Source organism: Alistipes sp. 56_sp_Nov_56_25, assembly GCF_001915285.1.
GTDB classification, from domain to species: domain Bacteria; phylum Bacteroidota; class Bacteroidia; order Bacteroidales; family Rikenellaceae; genus Alistipes; species Alistipes shahii.
The window spans coordinates 91,594-116,184 of the sequence record NZ_MNQF01000062.1 but is presented as its reverse complement, the minus strand read 5'-3'; the positions used below and the strand labels follow the sequence as shown (position 1 = coordinate 116,184).

Below are 24,591 nucleotides of genomic sequence, written 5' to 3'. Positions count from 1 at the left end.
TTGATAAAACGGGGACTTCCGTGAAAACCGGAAATCCCCGCCGTTGTAATTGTTACGGTATGCCCGGTTAGTCGCGGATGGCCGCAACGCCCGGCAGGTCGCCGAATTCGATGTATTCGAGCAGCGCGCCGCCGCCCGTCGAGATGTACGACACCTGGTCGGCCAGGCCGAACTTGTTGATGCAGGCTACCGAGTCGCCGCCGCCGATGAGCGAGTAGGCGCCGTTCTTCGTAGCCTCGGCGATGGCCTGGGCCACCTCCTTGGAGCCGGTTGCGAACTTGTCGATCTCGAACACGCCCACGGGGCCGTTCCAGAGGATGGTCTTGCAGCCCAGGATGTGCTCGCGGAAGACCTTTTTGCCCTCCGAGCCGATGTCCAGACCCTCCCATCCGTCGGGAATGTCGTTGGCCGGCGCCTCCTTGGTGTTGGCGTCTGCCGAGAATGCGTCGGCGATCAGCGCGTCGGGCGACATGACCAGCTGCACGCCCTTCTTCTTGGCCAGCTCGAGGATCTCGAGCGCTACGGGGAACATGTCGGGTTCGCAGATCGAGCCGCCGACCTTACCGCCCTGCGCAGCCGCGAAAGTGTAGGTCATGCCGCCGCCGATGATGATCGAATCGACCTTCTCGATCAGCGCCTTGATCACGCCGATCTTCGACGAAACCTTCGATCCGCCCACGATGGCGCAGAACGGATGGGCCGGGGCCTCCATCAGCGAGGAGATGGCCTTCACCTCTTTCTCCATCAGGTAGCCGAACATCTTGTCGTTGGGGAACTGTTTGGCGATCAGGTAGGTCGAAGCGTGCTTGCGGTGGGCCGTGCCGAACGCGTCGTTGATATAGCAGTCGGCCAGCGAAGCGAGTTTCTTGACGAACTCCTTCTGCGGACCCTCTTTCAAGGCCTTCTTGGCGGCGTCCTTCTCCTCCTTCGAGGCGTCTTCGGCCAGGCCGCGGGGCTTGCCCTCCTCCTCGGCGTAGAAACGCAGGTTTTCCAGCAGCATAACCTGTCCGGGCTTGAGGTTTTTGGCCATTTCGGCGGCCTTCTCACCGATGCAGTCGCCGGCGAACTCGACCTTCGTGCCGAGGTTTTTCTCGACGGCGGGAACGATCTGCTCGAGCGAGTATTTGGGATCGGGATTCTTCTTGGGACGTCCCATGTGCGACATCAGGATCACCGAGCCGCCCTCGGCGAGCACCTTCTTGATGGTGGGGATGGCGGCGCGGATGCGCGTGTCGTCCGTCACTTCGCCCTTCTCGTTGAGGGGTACGTTGAAATCCACGCGGATGATCGCGCGCTTGCCTTTGAAATCGTAGTTGTCGATCGAGATCATAGCTCTTTGATTTTTAAGTATTTTGTTGAAATGATTTTCGGTAAGTCCTAATTCGGGACAAATTTATGAAAATATTTTAAGAATCTGTTATTTTGATAACAGAAAAACAGGTGCCAATTTTTAATTCTTAATTTTTCATTTTTAATTGACGCCCGGCGTCAGTACTTGTACCGTATCCACTTGAACAGCTCCTTGAGCGACGGTTTCTTGCCGTACATGAAGATGCCCACGCGGTAGATCTTCGCCGCGAACCACACCATGCCCACGAACGAGGCGTAGAGCACCACGAGCGAGAGAGCGACCTCCCACAGCGGAATGTCGTAGGGGATGCGTGCCATCATAACGATCGGCGAGGTGAACGGAATGATCGAGAACCAGAAGGCCAGTTGCGAGTTGGGGTCCTTGATGACGACGAACATCATCAACAGCGCGAGGATGATCGGCAGCGTGATGGGCATTTGCAGCTGCGAGGCGTCCTGCACGTTGTCCACGGCCGAACCCACGGCGGCGAACATCGCCGAGTAGAGCAGGTAGCCGCCGAAGACGAACAGCAGCAGACTGACGAAGATCTTGACGATATAGCCCAGGTCGGTCATGGCGGCCACGGCTTGCAGCATCTCGGGGTTCATGCCGGACATCGAAGCCGCGTCGGGCATGCCCTGCTGCATGGCCTGGGCGCTCGCCATCACGTCTTCGGGCATCAGATGGGGCATCACCAAAGCTCCGACGCCGGCGATCAGCACGCCCCAGAGCAGCACCTGTACGATAGCCACCGAAGCCACGCCGAGGATTTTGCCCATCATCAGGTCGAAGGGGCGCACCGACGAGACCATCACCTCCAGCACGCGGTTGTTCTTCTCCTCGATCACCGACTGCATGACCATCGAGCCGTAGATCAGCAGGAACATGTAGAGGATGAATCCCAGGACGTAACCCACGCCCGTGGCCACGGCCGACGACTGCGCCTGCGTGTCCTCCTCCTGCGACTTGTCGTTGCGGAAGGTCTGCATGTTGACCGAGGTCTTCACCTCGTCGAGGATCTGCGAGAGGTTTTCGATGTTGTAGGCCTTGAGTTTCTCGGCTTCGAGGATGCGCTCGATCTGCCCCGTGATGTTGCTTTCGAGGGAGAGCGACGACGACGAGTTGGCGTAGAGCCGGACGTTGTTCGGGTTTTTCAGGATGTCGCCGCCGATGTAGAGCACGCCGAATTTGTCGGTCAACTGCTTGCGGGCCTCCTCGGTCGGGAGTTCCGTGGTCTCGAAACGGATCTCCTCGTCGTTTTCGAGTTTCGGGGCCACCTGCCCGCTGTCGTCGATGACGGCGATGACCTTCTCGTCGCCCCGCGAGAACTGCATGATGAGCGCCGGGGCGGCCATCAGCCCGATCATCAGCACGGGCATCAGCAAGGTGGTGATGATGAAGGATTTTTTACGTACGCGCTCGTTGAACTCGCGCTGGATGATGATGGATATGTTGGACATGACAGGATGTGATTAAGTCGTTTGTCGTTGGTTTTCGAAACTCCTCCCCTCTTCAAAGGGGGATTATCGTCTGGCCGGAACGGCTTTTCATAACGAGCCGTTCACGGCTCTGATGAAAATGTCGTTCATCGAGGGGATGATCTCGCGGAACGAACGCAGTTCGACGGCGTCGTTGACCGCGCTGATGACCCCGCGCACGTCGGCGTCGCTCTCGACGTGGAGCTTGAGCGTCCGGTAGACCGACTCCTCCTGCGTGCCGTCGAGGATTTCGCAGCGGCCCGCGACGGCCTGCCGCAGGGTCTGCTCCTCGCCGCGGTAGGCCACTTCGAAGATGTTGGAGCCGTGGCGGCGGCGGATTTCGTCGACCTCGCCCGAGAGGATGTTGCGCGATTTGTTGATCAGCGTGATGTGGTCGCAGATCTCCTCCACCGAAGACATGTTGTGCGTCGAGAAGATGATCGTCGCGCCCTTGTCGCGCAGCGCCAGGATTTCGTCTTTCAGCAGATTGGCGTTGATCGGGTCGAAGCCCGAGAACGGCTCGTCGAAGATCAGCAGCTCGGGTTCGTGCAGGATCGTGACGATGAACTGCACCTTCTGGGCCATGCCTTTCGAAAGTTCCTCCACCTTCTTGTCCCACCACTCCTGGATGCCGAAACGGATGAACCACTGTTTGAGCCGCGCGACGGCTTCGCGGCGCGAAAGGCCCTTGAGGCGGGCGAAGAAGACGGCCTGTTCGCCGACCTTCATCTTCTTGTAGAGACCCCGTTCCTCGGGCAGATAGCCGATGCGGTAGATGTCGTCGGGAGCGATCTCCCGGTCGCCGAACAGCACGCGGCCCGCGTCGGGCGCCGTGATGCGGTTGATGATGCGGATCAGGGTCGTCTTGCCGGCTCCGTTGGGTCCGAGCAGTCCGTAGACCGAACCTTTGGGGATGGCGAGCGATACGTCGTCGAGCGCCGTGTGCGAAGCGTAGCGTTTGGTGACGTGTTCTACTGTGAGTAAATCCATAGTCGCTGATGTTTTGTTTTTGGATCGTTACGGCGACAAATATAGGAACAAATTTTGAATATCAAAAAATATTTATCGTTTTTCGATAAAGTTTTTCGAATGTCTCTTTGCAGGACATTCGTATGGCGGGCGGGACCCCATGCAGGGGTTATGATCCGGTTCGCAGGACGACGGGGCGGACAGGGCTTTCGGATCGGCCGGAGAGGCGTCGGGCGGGTTTCGGAGATGACGAATTTCATCCCGGAGAGCTGCCGGGAGGCGGAAATTTCCGGTGTCGGAGTGCGGGCGGTTTCGGTTTCGGTTTTGGCCGGGGGGGGTGTTCTTCGGGTTTCGTCGGTTTGGTTTGTTCGGGCGGGCGGTTTTGCCCGTTAATCGGGGACCTTGCCTGTATATAGTACGAAAAAAGACCCCGGCATACGTAACGGACGTTGCGATTTTTTATCCGGGAGTGTTGCATTTGCGCGAAAATTCGTTACATTTGTACGGGCCTTCGGACGATTTCGGTTTTCGTTCGCGGAGATAGGGCCGGGTGGGTGTTCCGCATGGTTTTGCGGAGCGCTGTTTTATGTACCTTATTTAACCCAATTTAAATTTCTAAAAATGAAAAAACTGCTGATCCTTTTCGCCTGCCTTCCCCTGCTCGGGGCCTGCACGCAAACCGAACCGGTTTCCGGAAACCGCGCTGCGGCGATCGTCGCCGAAATCCACAACCCCCGCTCCAAAAACGTCGTCGTGGCTTCGCACCGGGGCGACTGGCGCAACTACCCCGAGAACTCGATCGCCGCCATCGAATCGGTGATCGGCATGGGCGTGGACATCATGGAGCTGGACCTGAAACTCACGAAGGACAGTGTGCTGGTGCTTTGCCACGACCGGACGATCGACCGCACGACTTCGGGCAAGGGCCGCGTCTGCGACATCACCTACGACTCGATCCGGCGGTGCGTGCTGAAGACGGGTCACGGCGTGAAGACGACGCACCGTATGCCGACGCTCCGCGAGGCGCTGGAGGTGTGCAAGGACCGGATCGTGGTCAATGTCGACCAGGGTTACGAGTACTACGACCTGGTGCTGGCCGTCACGGAGGAGCTGGGCGTCACGGATCAGATTCTGATCAAGGGCAAGCGCAGCACGGATGCCGTGGCCGCGAAGTTCGCCGAGCATCCGCGCAACATGATGTACATGCCGATCATCGACATCCTCAAGCCGCAGGGCAGGGCGCTTTTCGCCGAGTATCAGGAAAAGGGCATCGCGCCGCTTGCCTACGAGGTCTGCTGGAACAAATACACCCCCGAGGTGAAGGAGTGCATGGACAAGGTCGTGGCGGGCGGCTCGAAACTGTGGGTCAACTCGCTCTGGGCCTCGCTCTGCGGCGGGCTGGACGACGATGCGGCCTTCGGCGGCGACCCGGCGGAAGTCTACGGGAAGCTGGTCGACATGGGGGCCACGATGATCCAGACGGACCGTCCCGAACTGCTGATATCCTACCTCCGCTCGCGCGGGCTGCATAATTAAGGAGCTGCAATGAACCGCATTTCCCGCTTCTACCGCATCAGCGCCCCCGCTCCCGCCCGGGAGATGGACGAGGCCGCCCGCGACAAATACTACCGCCGCCTGCGCATGCAGGCCTTCATCGCCGCCACGCTCGGTTACAGCCTCTACTACGTCTGCCGGACGAGCCTCAACGTGATGAAGAAACCGATTCTCGACAGCGGCTCGCTGGACGCCTCGCAGCTGGGCGTTATCGGCTCGGCGCTGCTGTTCGCCTATGCCATCGGCAAATTCGTCAACGGATTCATCGCCGACTACTGCAACATCAAACGCTTCATGGCCACCGGCCTGATCGTCTCTGCGGCGGCCAACATGCTGATGGGCGTGCTGGGGCTGATGCACTCGGTCATCCCCACGGCCGTGATCTTCATCGCGTTCGCCGTGATGTGGGGCCTGAACGGCTGGTCGCAGTCGATGGGCGCCGCCCCGGCGATCATCTCGCTCTCGCGCTGGTATCCGCTGAAAGAGCGGGGGACCTACTACGGTTTCTTCTCGGCGAGCCACAACCTCGGGGAGTTCTTCTCGTTCCTGTTCGTGGGTTCGATCGTGACCTTCGCAGGCTGGCAGGCGGGCTTCTTCGGCTCGGCGATAGCCGGGGCCATCGGCGTGGTCGTGATCCTGCTGATGCTGCACGACACCCCGGAATCGAAGGGTCTGCCTCCGGTGGAGGCGCTGGCGCACGAGAAACCGGCGGCCTCGGCCGACAAGTCGGTGAAGGAGATTCAGAAGCAGGTGCTGCGCACCCCCGCGGTATGGATTCTTGCCGCTGCGAGCGCCTTCATGTATATCTCGCGCTACGCGATCAACGGCTGGGGCGTGCTGTTCCTGCAGGAGGCGAAGGGTTTTTCGGACGTCGAGGCGATCTCGGTGGTCTCGATCAACGCGCTGCTGGGCATTCTCGGCACGGTGCTCTCGGGGTGGTTCTCGGACAAGCTCTTCAAGGGCGACCGGAAGGTTCCGGCGCTGATTTTCGGCGTGCTGAACGCCGCGGCGCTGGCGCTGTTCTTCTACGGAGGCAACGCCATGTGGGTCAACGTGCTGTCGATGGTGCTGTTCGGCATCGCCATCGGCGTGCTGATCTGCTTCCTGGGGGGCCTGATGGCCGTCGACATCGTGCCGCGGAAGGCTACGGGCGCCGCACTGGGCGTCGTGGGGATGACTTCCTATATCGCTGCGGGCATTCAGGACGTGGCGAGCGGCTGGCTGATCGACTCCAACATCACCGTTGCCGCCGACGGGGTGAAACACTACGATTTCGGCCCTGTGGCGATCTTCTGGCTTGCGGCGGCGGTCATCTCGTTCCTGCTGCCGCTGTTGAACCGCGGCAAGGTCAAGGAGTTTTAGAAAACCCGGAACAGATTCGAAAAAAACGTTGCAGGGCCTTTGCCTGCAACGTTTTTTCGTTTGTGCGGAGCGGGCCGCTTTATCGGTCGACGCCCTGTTTTCCCTGCTCCGCAGGCCGGACGGTGATGATGCTGTCGACGACGAACTTCGTGAAGCCCCGCCAGGGCAGCGCCCCGAAATACTCCTTATAGTGCAGTTCGAGCGTCTTTCCCCCTTGCAGCATCAGCTCGCGCGCCAGCGCTTCGTTCTCGACCGAGAACTCGAACTCGTAGGACTGGATCGACCCGGCGGCTTTCGAGCGGATGCCGGTCTGGATCAGTTTGCCTTCGTAGGTCTTGAAAAGCACGCCCTTGTAGACGACGTAGTTCAGTTCTCCGCTCTTGACGCCCTCGCCGAAGACGAAGAAGAACCGGAAGTAGGCAGCCGCCGCCAGCACGGCGGCAATCGTTATCGTAATCAGTACCCAATGCTTTCTCATGGTTTTCGTGCGCCGGTTTTGTCCGTGCCCTCGCCGCAAAGATAAGCATTAAATCGTGCCGCCGTGCATTTTCCGCACGCGGGTTTCCGGGCTTTTTCGTATATTTGGGCCTGTGAAGGAGTCGAAATTCGTCAAAACGAAGATCGTGGCGGGCTATCTCCTGCTGATTGCGGTCTGTATTCTCTCGGTGGGCTACGTCTACCGGGTGGCGGTCCGTTTCTCGGCGCCCGACCGCAGTTACGCCCTGCTGCATACCAAGCGCAGCGCCGTCAACCGGACCCTCTACCACCTCTACCAGGCCGAAAGCTACGGGCAGCTGATGATCGCCGGATACGCCTCTTACGAGGCGCGTTACAGGCGGGAACTGCGTACCGTGCGGGCCTCGATCGACTCGCTCCGGGCGCTGACCGTCGGCGGGGATTCGTTGCAGACGATGCGTCTGGACAGCATCACGCGGCTGATCGCCGACAAGGAGCGCCGCACGGTGAGCCTGCGCCGTTCGATCCGCGCCGGGGCCACGGCGGGCCTGCTGGACAAGAACATCCGCAGTCTGATCGGTCCCCGGGAGGCCGTCGTGGCCGATACGATCCCGTTCCGCAGCATCGTGCGGCAGGACACGACGGCCGTGCCGCGTGCCAAACGCCGCTTTTTCCAGCGGCTGGGCGATCTGTTCAGTCCCCCGGAGGCCGATTCGAGCCTCGTGATCTCGCGCCGCGAGACCATCGCCCCGGTCATCCCCGTCGACGCGGTGAAGGACACCATCGTGCTGGTGCTGCAAGCCTTGCAGGACAGCGTCACGAGCAACCGGCAGGGCATCTACGACCATGCGTGGCAGGAGGGGCTGCGGTTGAGTTACAGCAACGAACTGGTCAATACGAAGATATACCGCCTGATCATGGACTTCGAGGCCGAGGACACGGCCTACCTGATGCAGCGTATCGAGCGCAACGAGGCTTTCCGCAGACGGTCGTCGCGCATCCTGGGCGGCGTGGCCATCGGGGCCGTGGTGCTGATGCTCCTGTTCGTCGGGATGCTTTGGCGCGACATCAATCGCAGCAACCGTTACCGCCGCGAGCTGGAGCGCGCCAACCGCGACAAGGAGTCGCTGCTGGAGGCGCGCGAGAAGCTGATGCTGGCCATCACGCACGACATCAAGGCCCCGCTGGGATCGGTGATGGGCTATATTGACCTGCTTGCGCGGCTGACGGGCGACAAGCGGCAGGAACTCTACCTGCGCAACATGAAAGGGTCGTCGGAACACCTGCTGGCGCTGGTCAACAGTCTGCTGGATTTCTACCGGCTGGATATTAACAAGATCGAGGTTTGCTGCGTGGCGTTCAGTCCCGCGCAGCTGTTCGAAAACATCCGTGCGGGATTTGCCGCCGCGGCCGCCGCAAAGGGGTTGGAACTGCGTCTGGAGGCTGAACCGGCCGCCGCGGGAGAGGTGTCGGGCGATGCGCTCCACATCCGTCAGATCGCCGACAACTTGATTTCCAACGCCTTGAAATTCACCGACGAGGGGTCGGTGACGCTCCGCGTGGACGTGGTGCGGGGGCGGCTGGTCTTCTCGGTGCGCGACACGGGCCGCGGCATCGGCCGCGAGGAGAGGGAACGCATCTTCGCCGAGTTCGTGCGTTTGAGTTCGGCGCAGGGAGTCGACGGATTCGGGTTGGGGCTGTCGATCGTCGACCGTCTCGTGAAGTTGTTGGACGGTACGATTTCGCTCGAAAGCCGTCTCGGAGAGGGGAGCAAATTCATCGTGTCGGTCCCCGTCGGTGAAGCGGCGGCCGGGAGTGCGGCTGCCGGAGCCGAAGAGTCTGCGCCCCAGGCGGGACTGCGCGTGCTGCTGGTCGATGACGATCCCCTGCAACTCGAAATGACCGCCGCGATGTGCCGCCGTGCCGGGGTCGGATGCGAGAGCTGCCAATATCCCGAGTATGTCGCCAAACTCGTCGGCGAGAGCCGTTTCGATTTGGTGCTGACCGATTTGCAGATGCCGTTGGCCGACGGGTTCGGCGTGCTGGAGGCGGTGCGCGGGGTCGATCCCGGGCTGAAAGTGGTCGCCGTGTCGGCGCGCGGGGACCTGGGCGCTGCGGATTTCGCGGCCCGGGGGTTTGCGGGGTGCCTCCGCAAGCCGTTCACTTACAGCGAACTGGTGGCGGCGATACGGGCGGCCTGCGGCAGCGGGGAGATCGTCCCGCAGGGCGGGGACCCGGAGATCCCGTCGGCGGACGGGGCCGATTTTACGGCTCTGACGGCCTATGCCGGGGACGATCCCGAGGCGGCGCGAAGCATCCTGCGCTCGTTTGCCGAACAGACGGCGGGAAATTGCGCGGAGCTTGAAAGGGCGCTCGGCGAGGGGGATGTCGCGACGGTGAAGACGCTGGCGCACAAGATGCTGCCGATCTTCACGATGCTCGGGGCGGCGGAGGTCGCCGAGACGCTGCGCCGGGGCGAGACGTGCGAAGGGCCGTTGCCGGAGGCCCTTTGCGGCGAACTGCGTGCGGCGGCGGGAAAAATCCGCGCGATTGTCGCGGAAGCTGAAAAAACGCTATCTTTGTGAAGCCTATGGAAGAGCGGATTCTGATTGTCGACGACGATATTACTTTTGCCCTGATGCTGCGCACGTGGCTCTCGAAACGCGGTTTCGGAGTCGGGACCGCCTCGTCGGTGGCGGCGGCGCGCACGGCTCTTGAGGCGGGAGGCTTCTCGCTCGTGCTGAGCGACATGCGCCTACCGGACGAGGACGGAATCGCCCTGCTGCAATGGATGGCGGGAGCGGGTGTCGCGGCGCCGGTGATCGTGATGACGAGTTACGCTGAAATCCAGAACGCCGTGCGGTGCATGAAGCTCGGCGCACGCGACTATGTGGCCAAACCGGTGAATCCCGACGAACTGCTGAAAAAGATCCGTGAAGCGTTGGATGTTCCGGCGGTGCCGGCCGCGAAATCCGCTTCGAAGCCCGCGCCGCGTGCGGCCGGGAGCTTTTCGGAGCAGCCGCTCAACTACATTGAGGGCCGCAGCGACGCCGCCCGGCAGTTGTACGAACACATCCGGCTGGTGGCCCCGACCAATATGTCGGTGCTGGTCAACGGTGCGAGCGGCACGGGCAAGGAGCATGTGGCGCAGTTGATCCACCGGGAAAGCAAGCGGGCCGGAAAGCCCTTCGTGGCGGTCGACTGCGGGGCCATTCCCCGCGATCTGGCGGCTTCGGAGTTTTTCGGTCATGTCAAGGGGGCCTTCACGGGGGCTTTGGCCGACAAGACGGGCGCTTTCGAGGCGGCCGACGGAGGCACGCTGTTTCTCGACGAAGTAGGGAACCTGGGTTACGAAACGCAGGTGCAGCTGCTGCGCGCCCTGCAGGAGCGGCGTATCCGTCCCGTCGGCAGCAACCGCGAGATTCCCGTCGACATCCGTCTCGTGGCCGCGACCAACGAGGACCTCGAAGCGGCCATCGCGCGCGGGACGTTCCGCGCCGACCTGTACCACCGCATCAACTCCTTCACGCTGCGCATGCCCTGCCTGCGGCAGATGCGCGGGGATATTCCGCTCTTCGCCGACTTCTTTCTCGACCAGGCCAACCGGGAGCTGGACAAGCGGATCGTCGGGTTCGACGCCGCGGCCGCCGCGGCCCTTGCCGCCTATGACTGGCCGGGGAACCTGCGGCAGCTGAAAAACGCGGTGATGTCGGCGACGCTGCTCGCCGCGGGCGAGTACATCACCTGCCGCGACCTGCCGGCCGAAGTCACCGGAGGTCCGGCGGAACCTGCGGAGGCGCCTCTTTCGCTGCGCGATCCCGCTTCCGAGGAGGAGCAGATCCGCCGCGCCCTCGCAACGGCGGGCGGCAACAAGTCGCAGGCCGCCAAACTGCTCGGCATCGACCGCAAGACGCTCTACAACAAACTCCATCTTTACGGTATCGAATAGGAGGCTTCCCGCCTGTCCCGTTCCGGTTTCCGGACGGCCGTTCCACACTCCGGCTGTGGAATTTTTCCACACTTTCTGTCCCGTCTCCACATTTTTCCACACCTTCTCCGATTTTTAGCGCAATGGCGTTTGCGTTGGAAATCTGCTTGTTGCGTGTTTTGCGCCGTTGTGGCACTTCGCTTGAACTTTCAGAAGTCAGAACGCGAGTAAGACGACCCGCTAACGAAAGAATGAAGTTCAACCATTTAAATTTTAAAGCTATGAAAAAGACGATTGTGATGATGGCGGCGCTGATGCTGACAGCCGGAGGAATGGTTTATGCCCAGCAGCCCGAAAAGCAGGACACGCCCCAGAAGGAGAATCCCACCGCTCCCGAGCAGAAGCAGGAGCCTACCGCTCCGGAAGAGAAACCCGACCCCGTGAAGCCGGAACAGACTCCCGCAGAGCCGGAATCGGAACCCGCCGAGCAAAAATCGGAGCCGGTGAAGACGGAGAAGAATGCAAGCCTGGAGAATCAGTCGGGAGAGGTCGTCCGGTAATCTTCCGCCCGAAATCATTTAGTTAAACAATTGTTTGCCTGGTCCCCTGCTTCGGCGGGGGATTTTTTTGCGCGAAAAAAACGCCACCCGAGCCGGGTGGCGTTTTTCGGCGCCGGGGGCATTTACTGAATCCATTCCACGTTCGCGGCGTCGCGGAAAAGGATGTTCAACGGCCGGACGAGTCCGTCGGCATCGGCGGCAAAGAGGAAGCCCACCTTGTCGAGCGGTACGGAGATAAAGGTCGTCGAGGGGTAGCCGCCGATCATGTCGATTTTGTCGAGCAGCGCCCAGACGAAGATTTCGAACGGCATCTGGCCCGGCAGCAGCGTCAGCCCCTCGAACCGGTCGGGGTAACCGGCCGACGAGCTGTCGGCGGGATGGGGCTTGAAGAAGATGTCGTAATCGCTGCCGTACTGCTGTATGATCCGTTCCACATAGGCCGCCTGCTGCTGTTCGCTCGCGGCGGAACTGTGGCTCGTGCCGATGATGATGAGGTTTTTCTTCGGCGACAGGTCGAACAGCCCCGCGAAGCGGGCGTAGTCGAATTTGGCCATGCGGTAGAACTGTTGTTTCGAAGCCTCGGGAAGGGCTGTCAGCAGTTCGTAGGGCTGGACGCTCTCCATCTTCATTGCAGCCAGCCGGTCGGCGATGAACGGGCAGGAGGACTCCATCAGGCTGCTGTTTTGCAGCATCAGCCGGTAATCGGGGCGCGTCGAGAGGTAGTAGGGCCAGGTGTAGGAGGCGAACTCCTCCGGCGCGCGGGTCTCGGGATAACGGCCGCCGTGGTTCCAGTCGAGGGCTTCGACTTCGGCGGCGTAGTCGTTCCAGTTCTGCTCGGCCGTGGCGGCATCGCCGAAGTAGTTGTGGAAATTGTTGTAGGTCGCCGTGCCGTCGGAGAGCATCGTCACCTTCACGCGTGCCGAGTCGATGCCCTGCGCCACGAACCAGTCGTAGCCCAGGCGGCACCGCAGGTCGTCGACCCATAGCCCGAAGACCGCTGTGGGGTCCTCGGCGTTGATCTCCAGGATGCGGCGTTTCATCGCTTCGCTCATGGCCCGTAATTCCTCGTTGGTGGCATGGCCCGTGGGGTCGGCGACGGGGTACACGAAGGCCCGGTCGGGAAATTCGGCGGCGTCGAAGGTGCTTGCGCGTTCGTAGGAGACGTAGCTCGGTTTGTCGTGCGAAAGCAGGTGCAGGCCCGAATAGAGGGTCGGCATGGTTCCGACCGAAATGTAGAAATAGTAGTCCGGGGCGTCGAATCCCGTGCCGCCCGCACTTTGCGAGACGGTGAAAGCCAAGGTCTTTCCGTCGCAGGAGAAAAGAAGCGACGCACTGCGGGCAGGACCCGGATTCTCGGCAAAGGTCACGTCGATCTCGGAGTACCCTGCCGGTCCTTCTTCTGCGGAGAGGGTCAGCCAGTCGGGTTTTTCGTCCTGACCGTAGTTTTCCGGCGCCAGCGTCACGCTCCAGGGCGCCGGAGCATTGACGGTGATCTTGCCGCTGCGGGCGAGGTGGTCGAGCGACAGAAAATCGGTTCCGCCGTTGATGCTGACCGACGGAGTTCCGTCGTCCGCACAGGACCAGGTTCCGGCCGCGAGGCCCAGGATCAGAAGAAGACGAAATAATCGTTTCATGCGAGGTGTTTTTTAGTTGAGTCGTTCGTATCGTTAAATGCGGAAATGTGCGGTTTACTGCACGGCATGCAAAATTCAGGCCGCCCGATTGTCCGGACGGCCGTGAGGGAAACAGGGCGTTTTCAGGCGTTCCGCTTTTTCTTGATGCGTTCGAAATGTTCGCGCAGGCGTTCGCTGAACTCCTCGCGGCGGTGTTTCAGATTGGCCCGCCACCCCAGCCAGCGGGTGTAGCGCAGGCGTTTTTCGGGATAGATGTCGCGGATCGTCACCAGGATGCCCGTCTCCTCCACACCGCCGAAATCGGGGTTCGACACCGTGTCGAAAACCCGCATCGTGGGCGAAAGGTTCATGTAGGCGTTGATCAGCGGCGGGATGTTCTCGTTGAACTTGCGGATCTGCTGGATCAGGATGCGGTAGTTCTCCATGTAGGTCGCGCCGCAGAACAGTTCCTCGTAATAAGGGTCGTCCAGGTCGAGCCGTATGGGATGGATGCCCTCCACCAGCTGGTCGCGGTCGGGGAAATAGCGGCGCAGGAACCAGATCAGCGCGTTGCGGGCCACGGCCTTGTAGGTCGTGTACATGGTGACTTTGCCGAAAAGGTATTTGGCCTTGGGGTTCAATACGATCAGCGCGCCCAGTCCGTCCCAGAGGTTGTCCAGCGCATAGATGCTCTTGGCGTTGCCGCGGGCCTGGTAGGCGGGCTGCACGAACGAACGCCCCAGTTCGATGGTCCGGGGCAGGAACTTCCGGCGGAAACGCTCGCTGAAACGGAAATAGTGTTCGGTCGAGAGATGGCGGGGGTTGGGCGTGGTGCAGACGATGAAGCGGTAACCGCCGACGATCTCCTGCGCCGAGGGGTCCCAGACGATCAGCTGGTAGTAGCCGTCGCCCGCGAGGTCTTCCTCGTCGATGTCTACCTCCTGCCCCGTGCCGCCGCCGGCGCCGCGGAAGGCCACTTCGCGCAGGCGGCCCACCTCGCGCATGAGCGAGGGGCATTCGGCGGCCGAAAAGATGTAGATTTCATTGCCTGCCCGGTGGGTGTTGCGCATCTTGCGGGCGGGCGTCAGTTCTGCGAGCAGCAGTTCCCGGGCGACCGGTTCGATGATGGGTACTGTATTCTCTTTCTGTTGCATGACAGGGCAAAAATACCAAAATTAGCGGTTTTGATTCGGGCCGGCGAGCGTTTTTTCCAAAAAATACGCTTTTTTACGTACTTCCAGCGCCTGTTCGTGCAGCGACCCGAAACGCTGGAGTTCGGCCACGGGAATCGGGTCGCCGACGACGATGCGGAAATGGCGGCCCTTCTGCGAAAACATTTCGTCGGGCAGCCACAGCATCTCGATGTTAAACTTGACGCCCAGCGCCTTGCGGATCCGGTAGACGCGGTAGAAGAACTTCGACAGACGCCCTTCGACGAAGACCGGAACGATCTGCCGCTGCGAGGCGTAGGCCTTTTTCAGGAAGCTGATTTTCCACTCGGGGTCGGTCACCTCGCCGCCGTTGGGGCGCGAGCAGAGACCCGCGGGAAAGGTCAGGACCGGCAGATCGCCGAAGAACTCTTCGTCGAACTTCCGGGCGTAGGAGGCGCTCTGCGCGCCGTGCTTGTTCACCGGGATCCACAGCGGGCGCAGCGGTTCGAGGTACATCAGCAGGTCGTTGACCACCACCCGCGCGTCGCCGAAACGGTCGATCAGCTTGTCGGCGAGCATCATGCCGTCCATGCCCCCGAACGGATGGTTCGAGGCGAAGAGGTAACGGCCTCCGGGGGCGAGCTTGTCGAGTCCTTCGATCGAATAGGTGACCTGCCATTCGCGGAAACAGGCGCGGATGAACTCCTGCGGAGGCAGCGACCAGTAGTGTTCGAGGATATGGTTGATTTCCGACTCGTGGATCGTGCGGCGCAGCCAGTTCACGACCGGACGGGGAATCCAGCGAGCCAGCCGCGGGGCTTTCTGCCTGAGTACGGCGCCGATGTCGATTTTGGGCATGGAATGTTCGGAAAATTATATCCACAAATATAGGCATTCTTTTTTGAAAAATCCCTAACTTTACACCCAAATAGACCTTTGCAAATAACTATTATGTCGCAATACCATACTCCCGTACTGCTGGAAGAGTCTGTGGGACTGCTCGCTGTCGAACCTGCGGGCACTTACGCCGACCTCACTTTCGGCGGAGGCGGCCATTCGCGCCGCATCCTCTCCGACCTGGGGCCGGAAGGCCGTCTGTACGGCTTCGACCAGGACCGCGACACGCTGGAGAACCGTCCCGACGATGCGCGTTTTCACTACGTGGAGAGCAATTTCCGCTTCCTGCGGGGGGCGCTGCGGCTGCGCGGCGTGACGGAGGTCGACGGCATTCTGGCCGACCTGGGGGTTTCGTCGCACCATTTCGACGCCGTGGAGCGCGGATTCTCGTTCCGCGGAGAGGCTCCGCTCGACATGCGCATGAACCAGAGGGGGCGGCTCACGGCGGCCGACGTGGTGAACGACTACACCGCGGAGGACCTGACCCGCATTCTGGGCGACTGGGGCGAGGTAGAAACACCGTGGAAGGTTGCCAACTGTCTGGTCAAGGCCCGTGCGGCGGCGCCCGTGACGACCACGGCGCAGCTGGTCGGAGCCGTGAAGCCCTGCACGCCCAAAAAGGACGAGGCGAAATTCTTGACCAAACTTTTCCAGGCCCTGCGCATCGAGGTCAACGGCGAGATGGAGGCGTTGAAAATGGCGCTGGAGCAGAGCCTGCGGGTGCTGAAGCCCGGCGGCCGGCTGGTCGTTATCTCCTACCATTCGCTCGAAGACAGGCTGGTGAAGAATTTCATGCGCAGCGGCAACTTCTCGGGGCAGGTCGAAAAGGACTTTTTCGGTCGTTCGCAGGCCCCGTTCGACCTCGTGACGCGCAAGGCCGTGACCCCTTCGGCCGAAGAACTCGACCGCAATCCCCGTTCCCGTTCGGCGAAACTCCGGGCGGCCGTAAAACGCTGATACGATGTACCGAGACCACGAATTCGACCCGGTGACCCCCGAGGAGCAGGCCCGCCGCGAGCAGGAGGAGGAGTTCGCGCGCCGTGTGCGCCGCGAGGTGCGGCGCATGGAGCGGGGCGAAGCCGAAGAGGACATCCGCGCCGACGAGGAGCGCGAGGCCGAAGAGCGGGCCGAAGCCGAAGAACGCGAACGCCGCGAGCGACGCCGCAGGTCCAGCACCTTCTGGCAGCTGTTCTCGGGTACGATCCTCGTGCGCGAGGGCGTCTCGAAATACTATCCCTATATGCTGACCATCGCCGGGATGTTCTTTTTGAGCATCATGGTGATGTTTTGGTCGCTGCACCTCGACATGCGTTACACGCGTCTCGAGCGCGACGTGCAGAAACTCCGCGAACGCTCGATCCGCCTTCAGGAGCAGCGTTACCAGCGCACGACCCATTCGGCCATCGTCGAACAGCTCCGGGCGCGGGGCATCGAGCTTTACGACCCGCAGGCGCCGGGCGAGATCATCGAAAACTAAACGGCGATGAAGCAGGAACGTTCGAAGGTCAAAAGCGATATTCTGCTGCGGGTGAGGCTTCTGTACGTGCTCTTCATCCTCGCCGGGGCCATCGTGCTCGCACGGCTCGTCTGGGTGCAGCTGTTCAGTGCGGAGGTGGCCTACAATGCCGACCGCCTCGCCAGCCGCATCTTCACCGAGGAGGTCATCCCGGCGCAGCGTGGGAGCATCCTTTCGCGCGACGGCGAACCCCTCGCCACCTCGATCTTCCGCTATCAGGCCGCCTTCGACTTCGCGTCGCCGGGGCTGGATTCGCTCAAGACCTTCCGCGAACAGGCCGACTCGCTCGCGAAACTGCTGGCCGCCTTCTTCCGGGACAAGCCCGCCTCGGCCTATGCCAAACGTTTCCGCGAGGAGCACGCCCGCCGTTACCGGCTGGTCAATCCGCGCGACACCTCCTACCTGCGTTCCGAGGGGTGGATTTCGCGCATGATGGACCGCATGCGGGGCGAGGAATATGTCAAACGCCGCATCTACGACACGATCCGCGACCATACGCCCGTGAATATCTTTCCCCGCGAGGTGGATTTCGCCGAGTGGGAGACCCTGCGGCGTTATCCGCTGCTGAACTGGAACATGGGCATGGTCTACCGGCTGATCGAGCGCGACGAACGCATCTATCCCCAGGGCGAACTGGCGCGCCGTACGATCGGACTGACGGGCGACAAGGGCAATTACGGCATCGAGGAGGCCTACCGCGAGGAGCTGGCGGGCCGCGACGGCAAAGCCCTGCGCCAGCGTATCGCGCGCGGCTTTTACGGCCGGGTGGCGGGCGGGGACCACGAGGACCCGGTGGACGGCTTCGACATCGTCACGACGCTCGACCTCGACCTGCAGGATGTGGCCGACAAGGCGTTGAGGCGACAGCTGGAAGCCCAGAATGCTTTGTGGGGCACGACGATCGTGATGGAGGTCCATACGGGCGAAATCCTGGCGATGGTCAACCTCGGCCGCAATGCCGACGGGAGTTTCGCCGAGCGGGAGAACTACGCCCTGGGCCGCAGCATGGAGCCGGGTTCGACGTTCAAGCTGGCGACGATGCTCACGCTGCTCGACGACGCCCGGATGCCCGTCTCGACGGTTTACGACACCCACAACGGCGATCCGGTGACGGTAGGCCCGGCCAGGAACATCCGCGATTCGCACCGCGGCGACCGTGAAATCGACTTCCGGCGCGCCGTGGCTTCGTCGTCGAACGTCTACTTCGCCAAGGCGATCTGGGACCGTTACGGAAGTACGGGCAGAAAGCAGGAATACAGCGATTTTCTCCATAAGGAGCTGCATCTGGGCCAGACCGTGGGGCTGGAGCGGCTCGGCGAGCGGAAGCCCTCCGTCACCACGGACTGGAAGGTTCCCGACCCGGGCGTGATGCTGGTGAAGATGTCCTACGGTTATCGTGTGCGGCTGGCCCCGATCCAGATGATCACCTTCTACAACGCCATTGCCAACGGCGGGAAGATGATTTCGCCCGTGCTGGTGCGTGAACTGCGCCGCGGCGATCGGGTCGAGGAGCGTTTCGAAAGCCGTACCATCGCCTCGTCGATCGCCTCGCGGGCGGCGTTGCGCGAGGTGCAGCAGTGTTTGCAGGCGGTCTGCACCGAGGGTACGGCCAGCGCTTTTTTCCGCGACACGACGCGCCTGCGGGTGGCGGCCAAGACCGGTACGGCGCAGATCACCGACGCCCGCAGCCGCGAGGGCCGTTACTACCTGGGTTCGATGGTGGCCTACTTCCCGGCCGACGCGCCCCGCTACACGGTGCTCACGACCATCGAAACCCGCGCCCAGGCCGGGAAAGCCTACTACGGGGGACCGCTGGCGGGTCCCGTCGTGAAGCGCATGGTCGACTACATCTTCAACCGCGGCCGCGACTGGTACGGTCGTGTCGACGACGGAGGTCCGCGCCGCTATCCCGACCGGATGAAGGGCGGCGACATCGCGCAGGTCCGCCGCGTGGCCGACCGCCTGTCGCCCCGCGCCTCGTTCGAAAGCCGCACGGGCTGGGGGCGCGTCGCGGTGGACAGCCTCTCGAACGTCGTCATCACGAGCCTGCCCGGCGACCGGGGCGTGATGCCCGACGTGCGCGGCATGGGGTTGAAAGACGCGCTGTTCGTGCTCGAAAGCCGCGGACTGAAGGTCCGCTTCTCGGGACGGGGAGCCGTAACGCAGCAAAGTATCACCGCCGGAGCGCGCATAGCACCGGGCACGGCGGTCGTCATAACGTTGAAATAAGATGAAAAAATTAACCGATATTCTGAAAAATACCCCCGTCCGGGAGGTGTGCGGCGATACTGCCGCCGCCATTGGCGGGCTGGTCTACGATTCGCGCGCCGTGAAACCGGGCGACTGCTTCTTCGCCGTTCCGGGCACGCAGAGCGACGGACACGACTATATTCCCATGGCGGTTGAAAAAGGCGCGGCGGCAATCGTCTGCGAACGGATGCCGGCGGATGCGGCGGAGGGCGTCGCTTATGTTCTCGTCGGGGACTCGGCGGGGGCCATGGCCGATATGGCCGCGGCGTTCTACGACTACCCGAGCCGCGAGCTGAAACTCGTGGGCATCACCGGGACCAACGGCAAGACCACGACCGCGACGCTGCTCTACGACCTGGTGCGGGCCATGGGCTACAAGGCCGGGCTGATCTCGACGGTGGTCTACAAGATCGACGGCCGCGAGGTCGAAGCCACCCACACCACGCCCGATTCGATCCGCCTGAACGCTATGATGCGTGAAATGGCCGACGCCGGGTGCGCATACTGTTTCATGGAGTGTTCGTCGCACGCCATCGTGCAGGAACGCACGCGGGGCCTCGATTTCGCGGGCGGCATCTTTTCGAACATCACGCACGACCACCTCGACTACCACAAGACCTTCGCCGAGTACATCCGGGCCAAGAAGCTCTTTTTCGACGGGCTGCCCAAGGGGGCTTTCGCTCTGACGAACGCCGACGACCGGAACGGACGCGTGATGGTGCAGAACACCGCGGCGGCGGTGAGCGCCTATTCGCTGCGCGCGATGGCCGATTTCCGCTGCAAGATCGTCGAGATGCACCTCGACGGCATGCTTCTGCGCATCGACGGGCAGGAGTTGTGGGTGGGGCTGCTGGGGCGGTTCAACGCCTACAACCTGCTGGCGGTCTACGGCGCGGCGGCGCTGCTGGGACTCGACCGGGGCGAGGTGCTGCGCGTGTTGAGCATGCTGCACGCCGTGAGCGGCCGCTTCGAGAAGATCCGCGCGGCGAACGGCACGACGGCCATCGTCGACTATGCCCATACGCCCGATGCGCTGGAGAACGTGATTCAGACCATCGAGGAGATCCGCACTCCCGGCCAGCAGCTGATCGTGGTGTGCGGCTGCGGCGGCGACCGCGACCGGACCAAGCGTCCCGAGATGGCGGCCATTGCCGTGAAGTATGCCACGACGGCGGTTTTCACCTCCGACAATCCGCGCCACGAGTCGCCCGAGGCGATTCTCGACGACATGGTCGCGGGGCTGGAGCCCGGTGCGCGCTACCTGCGCATCGCCGACCGCGCCGAGGCGATCCGCACGGCCGTGATGCTCTCGCGTCCGGGCGACATCATCCTCGTGGCGGGCAAGGGGCACGAAACCTATCAGATTGTCGGCGACGTGAAACATCCTTTCGACGACCGGGAAGAGATAAAGAAGCGCTTTGCGCTTCTCAATTAAAAATGAAAAATTAAGAATTGTTTTTCATTTGTTCGCTTGTCGTAATGCCATCGTATGGTAATTTTTAATTTTTCATTCTTAATTTTTAATTGAAACCATGCTTTACCATCTATTCAGGTACCTGGACGAGGCCTACGACCTCCCCGGCTCGGGAATGTTCCAGTACATCTCCTTCCGCGCCGCGGCAGCCATCATCCTCTCGCTGCTGATCGTCATTATCTTCGGACGTTCGATCATCGACTTCCTGCGCCGCAAGCAGATCGGCGAGGAGATCCGCGACCTCGGGCTTCAGGGCCAGTTGCAGAAGAAAGGCACGCCCACGATGGGCGGCGTGATCATTCTCGTCGCCATCCTGGTCCCGATGCTGCTCTTCGGCAAGCTGGACAACGTCTACATCCAGCTGCTGCTCGTGTCGACGGTCTGGCTCGGCCTGATCGGCGGTCTGGACGACTACATCAAGGTTTTCCGCCACAGGAAGGAGGGGTTGAAGGGCCGTTTCAAGATCGTGGGGCAGGTGGGCCTCGGCGTCATCGTCGGAACGACCATGTGGCTCTCGCCCGACATCGTCGTGCGCGAGAAGGTCACACAGCCCGTGCAGACGGTCTATCTGAACGAGGACGGCACGGTGCTCGAAACGGTTCAGCGCCACGTGGTCGTCAGCTCCGAGAGCCTCAAGACCACGCAGACGACCATCCCCTTCGTCAAAAACAACGAGTTCGACTACGGATGGCTGACGGGCGGAAACTCCGTTGCTACATGGATTCTCTACGTGCTGGTCGCGATTTTCGTGGTGACGGCCGTGTCGAACGGCGCCAACCTCACCGACGGCCTGGACGGTCTGGCGACGGGAGTTTCGGTCCCGATCGTCGCCGTGCTGGGGGTGCTGGCCTATCTTTCGGGCCACATCGTCTATGCCGACTACCTCAATATCATGTACATCCCGGGCAGCGGCGAGATGGTGGTCTTCGCCGCGGCGCTGGTGGGGGCGCTGGTGGGTTTCCTGTGGTACAACTCCTTCCCGGCCCAGATCTTCATGGGCGACACGGGTTCGCTGGCCATCGGCGGCGTGATCGCCGTTTTCGCGCTCTGCATCCGCAAGGAGCTGCTGCTGCCGCTGCTGTGCGGCGTCTTCCTCGTGGAGAGCTTCTCGGTGATGATGCAGGTCGGCTGGTTCAAGTACACCAAACGCCGCTACGGCGAAGGGCGTCGCATCCTGCTGATGTCTCCGGTCCACCACCACTACCAGAAAAAGGGCATCTTCGAGACCAAGATCGTTCTCCGTTTCTGGATCATCTCGCTGCTGTTGGCGGCCATTACGCTGGTAACGCTGAAAATAAGATAATATGAAACAGATCGTCGTTCTGGGCGGGGGAATCAGCGGCTACGGTTCCGCGATCCTCGCCAAAAAGAAGGGGTTCGGGGTCTTCCTCTCCGATGCGGGGCGCATTGCCGACCGTTACAAGGCCAAGCTGGACGAATGGGAGGTCCCCTACGAGGAGGGCGGCCACACCGAGGAGCGCATCCTCGCGGCCACGGAGGTCGTCAAGTCGCCCGGCATTCCCGATACGGCCCCGATGGTGCGCAAGATCCGCGAGGCGGGCATTCCGGTGATCTCCGAAATGGAGTTCGCGGGCCGCTATATGGGCAAGGCCAAATGTATCTGCATCACCGGATCGAACGGGAAGACCACCACCACGTCGCTTATCTACAAGATCATGCGCGACGCGGGGATGAACGTCGCCCTCGGCGGCAACATCGGCGAGAGTTTCGCCTGGTCGGTCGCTACGGGCGACTACGATTGGTATGTACTGGAATTGAGTTCTTTCCAGTTGGACGGAATGTATCGGTTCCGGGCGCATGTCGGGGTGCTGATGAACATTACGCCCGATCACCTCGACCGCTACGACCGTTGTTTTCAGAACTATGCCGACTCGAAAATGAGAATCGTGCAGAATATGACCTCGCGCGACTGGTTCGTCTACTCGGGCGATGACGAGGTGATCTGGAACGAGATTCCGAAGTACGATTTGAGGATGCGCCAGCTGCCCTTCGCCGCTAAAAACGCCGTGGCGAGCGGTGCGGGCGACGCGTTTCTCTGCGACGGGAAATTCACCGCAACGGCCGGCAAGGCGTCGGTGGAGATCGACACCGCAAAGTTGCAGATCAAGGGGCTTCACAACGCCTACAACGCCATGGCCGCGGCCCTCGCGACCCTTGCGGCGGGCGTCGCCCCGGCGAAGATCCGCAAATCGCTCTACGCCTTCGCGCCCGTCGAACACCGGCTCGAACCCGTGGCGGAAAAGGACGGCGTGCTGTGGATCAACGACTCGAAGGCCACCAACGTCGATTCGGTTTACTATGCGCTGGAGAGCATGACGCGCCCCGTGGTGTGGATCGCCGGCGGGACCGACAAGGGCAACGATTACGAGCCGCTGAAGGCCTTCGCCCGGGCGAAGGTGCACACGCTGGTGTGCATGGGTCTCGATAACGCCAAACTGGTCCGGGAGTTCACGGGCGTGGTCCCGGAGGTGGTCTCGACCGATTCGCTCGAAGCGGCCATGACGGCCTCGAAGGCCGCGGCGCGTCCCGGCGATGCGGTGCTGTTGTCGCCTGCCTGCGCGAGTTTCGATCTTTTCCGGAATTACGAGAACCGCGGCGAACTGTTCAAGAACTGGGTCGAAGAAAAAGCATAGCCGATGGTGCGGGACGAGAGCAGATACGACGACCGGGCGACGGCGGAGGCGGCGCGCGACGCTGCGCCGCGCGGCGGCAGGCGGACTTCGGGGAGCGGTGACGCGGCCTCCGGCGAGGAGTGCGCCTGCGGGACGGAGACGGCCGGGAAATCGGGGTTCCGCCTCTTTACGGGCGACCGCGTGCTGTGGATCATCGTCGCCGCGCTGGCGGTGATCTCGGTGTTGGTGGTCTACTCCTCGACGGCCAAGATGGCCTACGACGCCCATACGGCCCGTACGACGGCGCATTTCCTGCGTCAGCAGTTGTTGCTGCTGGTCGGCAGCCTGCTGATCATGGTCGCCGTGCAGAAGATCAACTGCCGCATTTACAATCTTCTGGCCCGGCCGGCCTATTTTCTTTCGGTGGCGCTGACCGTCGCCGTCTATTTCATCGGAGCGACGACCAACGGCGCAGCCCGCTGGATTCCGCTCGGCCCCTTCCAGTTCCAGCCCTCCGAGGCGCTGAAGGTCGCCACGGTGCTGTTCCTCGCCCGGCAGCTCGCCGGACGGCAGTCGAAGATCGACAAGATACGCATCGTGCCGACGTGGAAGTTCTGGACGTGGCGTTCGTCGCCCGTGCAGCGAAAAATCTGGCGCGAGGGTACGCGCCCCATTCTGCTGCCGGTCGTCGTTTCGGCAATGGTGATCTTTCCGGCGCACACTTCGTCGGCCGTGCTGGTGTGCCTGGCGTCGTGGGTGATGATGCTCATCGGACGCGTCCGTTTCGGGGAGCTGATGAAACTCGTGGGATGGGGCGTTGCGGCCATCGTCGTTATTATGACGCTGAACCTCGGGCGCAGCGAGACCGCCGAAGGGCGCGTTTCGACGTGGATTCACCTCTGGACCAAGTCGCAGACCGAGAAACCCATCGAACACCTCTCCGACACGGAGCGTTCGATGATCGCCATTTACAACGGCGGCATCCTGGGCGAAGGCGCCGGGCAGAGCGCCATGCGCGTGGAGATGATCCACCCCGAGAGCGACTATGCCTATGCCTTTTTCGTCGAGGAGTACGGCTTCATCCTGGCCGTGCTGCTGCTGATGCTCTACCTGTGGGTCTTCTTCCGGGGAATCGAGATATTCCGGCGGTGCGGAACCGCCTTTCCGGGATTGCTGGTGCTGGGGCTTGCGTTGCTGATCACGTGTCAGGCGCTGCTGCATATCATGGTGACGGTGAATCTGATCCCCGAGACGGGGCAGACCCTGCCGCTGATTTCGCGCGGCGGCTCGTCGATGCTCTTCACGATGATCGCCTTCGGGATGATCCTGAGCGTCAGCCGCCAGAACGACGAACAGTCGCACGACCGGCCGAAAAGCGAAACGTTGTACGAAAAATAGG

The 24,591-nt window shown here is 61.9% G+C and carries 19 protein-coding genes; 12 read left to right on the top strand and 7 right to left on the bottom strand.

Going from position 1 to position 24,591, the window contains the following annotated elements:
* Positions 1-67 precede the first annotated feature (67 nt).
* The 3 genes from BHV64_RS10345 to BHV64_RS10335 all read right to left on the bottom strand — a co-directional run bounded on the left by BHV64_RS10345 (position 68) and on the right by BHV64_RS10335 (position 3,819).
* Positions 68-1,330 carry a phosphoglycerate kinase gene (locus BHV64_RS10345; RefSeq protein WP_015546876.1) on the bottom strand — a complete coding sequence of 421 codons (1,263 nt, stop codon included), beginning with the start codon at positions 1,328-1,330 and terminating at the stop codon, positions 68-70.
* Between the two features lie 158 nt (positions 1,331-1,488).
* Positions 1,489-2,811: an ABC transporter permease gene (locus tag BHV64_RS10340; RefSeq protein ID WP_147619685.1), complete on the bottom strand. Its 1,323-nt coding sequence runs from the start codon at positions 2,809-2,811 to the stop codon at positions 1,489-1,491.
* Positions 2,812-2,898: 87 nt separating this feature from the next.
* Positions 2,899-3,819 carry an ABC transporter ATP-binding protein gene (locus BHV64_RS10335; protein ID WP_168949275.1) on the bottom strand — a complete coding sequence of 307 codons (921 nt, stop codon included), beginning with the start codon at positions 3,817-3,819 and terminating at the stop codon, positions 2,899-2,901.
* 600 nt (positions 3,820-4,419) lie between these two features.
* Here BHV64_RS10335 and BHV64_RS10330 point away from each other — a divergent pair.
* Positions 4,420-5,334: a glycerophosphodiester phosphodiesterase family protein gene (locus BHV64_RS10330; RefSeq protein ID WP_015546873.1), complete on the top strand. Its 915-nt coding sequence runs from the start codon at positions 4,420-4,422 to the stop codon at positions 5,332-5,334.
* A 9-nt stretch (positions 5,335-5,343) separates the two neighbouring features.
* Entirely contained in the window at positions 5,344-6,714 is a 1,371-nt protein-coding gene (locus BHV64_RS10325) for an MFS transporter (protein WP_015546872.1), read from the top strand.
* A 79-nt stretch (positions 6,715-6,793) separates the two neighbouring features.
* Here BHV64_RS10325 and BHV64_RS10320 read toward each other — a convergent pair whose 3' ends face one another.
* On the bottom strand, positions 6,794-7,192 hold the full coding sequence (locus tag BHV64_RS10320) for a hypothetical protein (RefSeq protein WP_015546871.1): 399 nt from the start codon (positions 7,190-7,192) through the stop codon (positions 6,794-6,796).
* A gap of 112 nt (positions 7,193-7,304) precedes the next feature.
* On the opposite strand from BHV64_RS10320, the gene BHV64_RS10315 reads away from it, so the two are divergent.
* From BHV64_RS10315 to BHV64_RS10305, 3 genes are all read left to right on the top strand, one after another.
* Positions 7,305-9,755, top strand: coding sequence for a sensor histidine kinase (locus tag BHV64_RS10315; protein ID WP_288115851.1), 2,451 nt, complete (start codon positions 7,305-7,307; stop codon positions 9,753-9,755).
* 5 nt (positions 9,756-9,760) lie between these two features.
* Positions 9,761-11,119 carry a sigma-54-dependent transcriptional regulator gene (locus tag BHV64_RS10310; RefSeq protein ID WP_195635792.1) on the top strand — a complete coding sequence of 453 codons (1,359 nt, stop codon included), beginning with the start codon at positions 9,761-9,763 and terminating at the stop codon, positions 11,117-11,119.
* 260 nt (positions 11,120-11,379) lie between these two features.
* Positions 11,380-11,658, top strand: a complete 279-nt coding sequence (locus BHV64_RS10305) for a hypothetical protein (RefSeq protein WP_015546869.1) — start codon at positions 11,380-11,382, stop codon at positions 11,656-11,658.
* Between the two features lie 122 nt (positions 11,659-11,780).
* On the opposite strand, the gene BHV64_RS10300 is transcribed toward BHV64_RS10305, so the two are convergent.
* From BHV64_RS10300 to BHV64_RS10290, 3 genes are all read right to left on the bottom strand, one after another.
* Positions 11,781-13,292, bottom strand: coding sequence for a BACON domain-containing protein (locus BHV64_RS10300; protein ID WP_015546868.1), 1,512 nt, complete (start codon positions 13,290-13,292; stop codon positions 11,781-11,783).
* A 122-nt stretch (positions 13,293-13,414) separates the two neighbouring features.
* Positions 13,415-14,425 carry a GNAT family N-acetyltransferase gene (locus tag BHV64_RS10295; protein ID WP_217726921.1) on the bottom strand — a complete coding sequence of 337 codons (1,011 nt, stop codon included), beginning with the start codon at positions 14,423-14,425 and terminating at the stop codon, positions 13,415-13,417.
* A 21-nt stretch (positions 14,426-14,446) separates the two neighbouring features.
* Complete coding sequence (locus BHV64_RS10290; RefSeq protein ID WP_015546866.1) at positions 14,447-15,280, bottom strand: hypothetical protein; 834 nt, start codon at positions 15,278-15,280, stop codon at positions 14,447-14,449.
* Between the two features lie 93 nt (positions 15,281-15,373).
* On the opposite strand from BHV64_RS10290, the gene rsmH reads away from it, so the two are divergent.
* The 7 genes from rsmH to BHV64_RS10255 all read left to right on the top strand — a co-directional run bounded on the left by rsmH (position 15,374) and on the right by BHV64_RS10255 (position 24,590).
* Positions 15,374-16,276, top strand: a complete 903-nt coding sequence (gene rsmH / locus BHV64_RS10285) for a 16S rRNA (cytosine(1402)-N(4))-methyltransferase RsmH (protein WP_015546865.1) — start codon at positions 15,374-15,376, stop codon at positions 16,274-16,276.
* Between the two features lie 4 nt (positions 16,277-16,280).
* Positions 16,281-16,796, top strand: a complete 516-nt coding sequence (locus BHV64_RS10280; RefSeq protein WP_015546864.1) for an FtsL-like putative cell division protein — start codon at positions 16,281-16,283, stop codon at positions 16,794-16,796.
* Between the two features lie 6 nt (positions 16,797-16,802).
* On the top strand, positions 16,803-19,064 hold the full coding sequence (locus BHV64_RS10275; protein WP_015546863.1) for a penicillin-binding protein: 2,262 nt from the start codon (positions 16,803-16,805) through the stop codon (positions 19,062-19,064).
* Position 19,065: 1 nt separating this feature from the next.
* Complete coding sequence (locus tag BHV64_RS10270) at positions 19,066-20,520, top strand: UDP-N-acetylmuramoyl-L-alanyl-D-glutamate--2,6-diaminopimelate ligase (RefSeq protein ID WP_118406360.1); 1,455 nt, start codon at positions 19,066-19,068, stop codon at positions 20,518-20,520.
* A 97-nt stretch (positions 20,521-20,617) separates the two neighbouring features.
* Positions 20,618-21,862, top strand: coding sequence for a phospho-N-acetylmuramoyl-pentapeptide-transferase (mraY, locus tag BHV64_RS10265; protein ID WP_015546861.1), 1,245 nt, complete (start codon positions 20,618-20,620; stop codon positions 21,860-21,862).
* 1 nt (position 21,863) lies between these two features.
* The gene (murD, locus tag BHV64_RS10260; protein ID WP_288115847.1) at positions 21,864-23,213 is read left to right on the top strand and encodes a UDP-N-acetylmuramoyl-L-alanine--D-glutamate ligase; all 1,350 of its coding nucleotides are present in this window, start codon (positions 21,864-21,866) and stop codon (positions 23,211-23,213) included.
* 3 nt (positions 23,214-23,216) lie between these two features.
* Positions 23,217-24,590: an FtsW/RodA/SpoVE family cell cycle protein gene (locus tag BHV64_RS10255; RefSeq protein ID WP_138265709.1), complete on the top strand. Its 1,374-nt coding sequence runs from the start codon at positions 23,217-23,219 to the stop codon at positions 24,588-24,590.
* Position 24,591 lies beyond the last annotated feature (1 nt).

Coding starts and splice junctions, on each gene's coding strand:
- BHV64_RS10320 (WP_015546871.1), bottom strand. CDS start 7,192: ATGAGAAAGCATTGGGTACTGATTACGATAACGATTGCCGCCGTGCTG.
- BHV64_RS10295 (WP_217726921.1), bottom strand. CDS start 14,425: ATGCAACAGAAAGAGAATACAGTACCCATCATCGAACCGGTCGCCCGG.
- BHV64_RS10300 (WP_015546868.1), bottom strand. CDS start 13,292: ATGAAACGATTATTTCGTCTTCTTCTGATCCTGGGCCTCGCGGCCGGA.
- BHV64_RS10330 (WP_015546873.1), top strand. CDS start 4,420: ATGAAAAAACTGCTGATCCTTTTCGCCTGCCTTCCCCTGCTCGGGGCC.
- BHV64_RS10275 (WP_015546863.1), top strand. CDS start 16,803: ATGAAGCAGGAACGTTCGAAGGTCAAAAGCGATATTCTGCTGCGGGTG.
- mraY (WP_015546861.1), top strand. CDS start 20,618: ATGCTTTACCATCTATTCAGGTACCTGGACGAGGCCTACGACCTCCCC.
- BHV64_RS10280 (WP_015546864.1), top strand. CDS start 16,281: ATGTACCGAGACCACGAATTCGACCCGGTGACCCCCGAGGAGCAGGCC.
- rsmH (WP_015546865.1), top strand. CDS start 15,374: ATGTCGCAATACCATACTCCCGTACTGCTGGAAGAGTCTGTGGGACTG.
- BHV64_RS10325 (WP_015546872.1), top strand. CDS start 5,344: ATGAACCGCATTTCCCGCTTCTACCGCATCAGCGCCCCCGCTCCCGCC.
- BHV64_RS10270 (WP_118406360.1), top strand. CDS start 19,066: ATGAAAAAATTAACCGATATTCTGAAAAATACCCCCGTCCGGGAGGTG.
- BHV64_RS10305 (WP_015546869.1), top strand. CDS start 11,380: ATGAAAAAGACGATTGTGATGATGGCGGCGCTGATGCTGACAGCCGGA.
- BHV64_RS10310 (WP_195635792.1), top strand. CDS start 9,761: ATGGAAGAGCGGATTCTGATTGTCGACGACGATATTACTTTTGCCCTG.
- BHV64_RS10345 (WP_015546876.1), bottom strand. CDS start 1,330: ATGATCTCGATCGACAACTACGATTTCAAAGGCAAGCGCGCGATCATC.
- murD (WP_288115847.1), top strand. CDS start 21,864: ATGAAACAGATCGTCGTTCTGGGCGGGGGAATCAGCGGCTACGGTTCC.
- BHV64_RS10340 (WP_147619685.1), bottom strand. CDS start 2,811: ATGTCCAACATATCCATCATCATCCAGCGCGAGTTCAACGAGCGCGTA.
- BHV64_RS10290 (WP_015546866.1), bottom strand. CDS start 15,280: ATGCCCAAAATCGACATCGGCGCCGTACTCAGGCAGAAAGCCCCGCGG.
- BHV64_RS10335 (WP_168949275.1), bottom strand. CDS start 3,819: ATGGATTTACTCACAGTAGAACACGTCACCAAACGCTACGCTTCGCAC.
- BHV64_RS10255 (WP_138265709.1), top strand. CDS start 23,217: ATGGTGCGGGACGAGAGCAGATACGACGACCGGGCGACGGCGGAGGCG.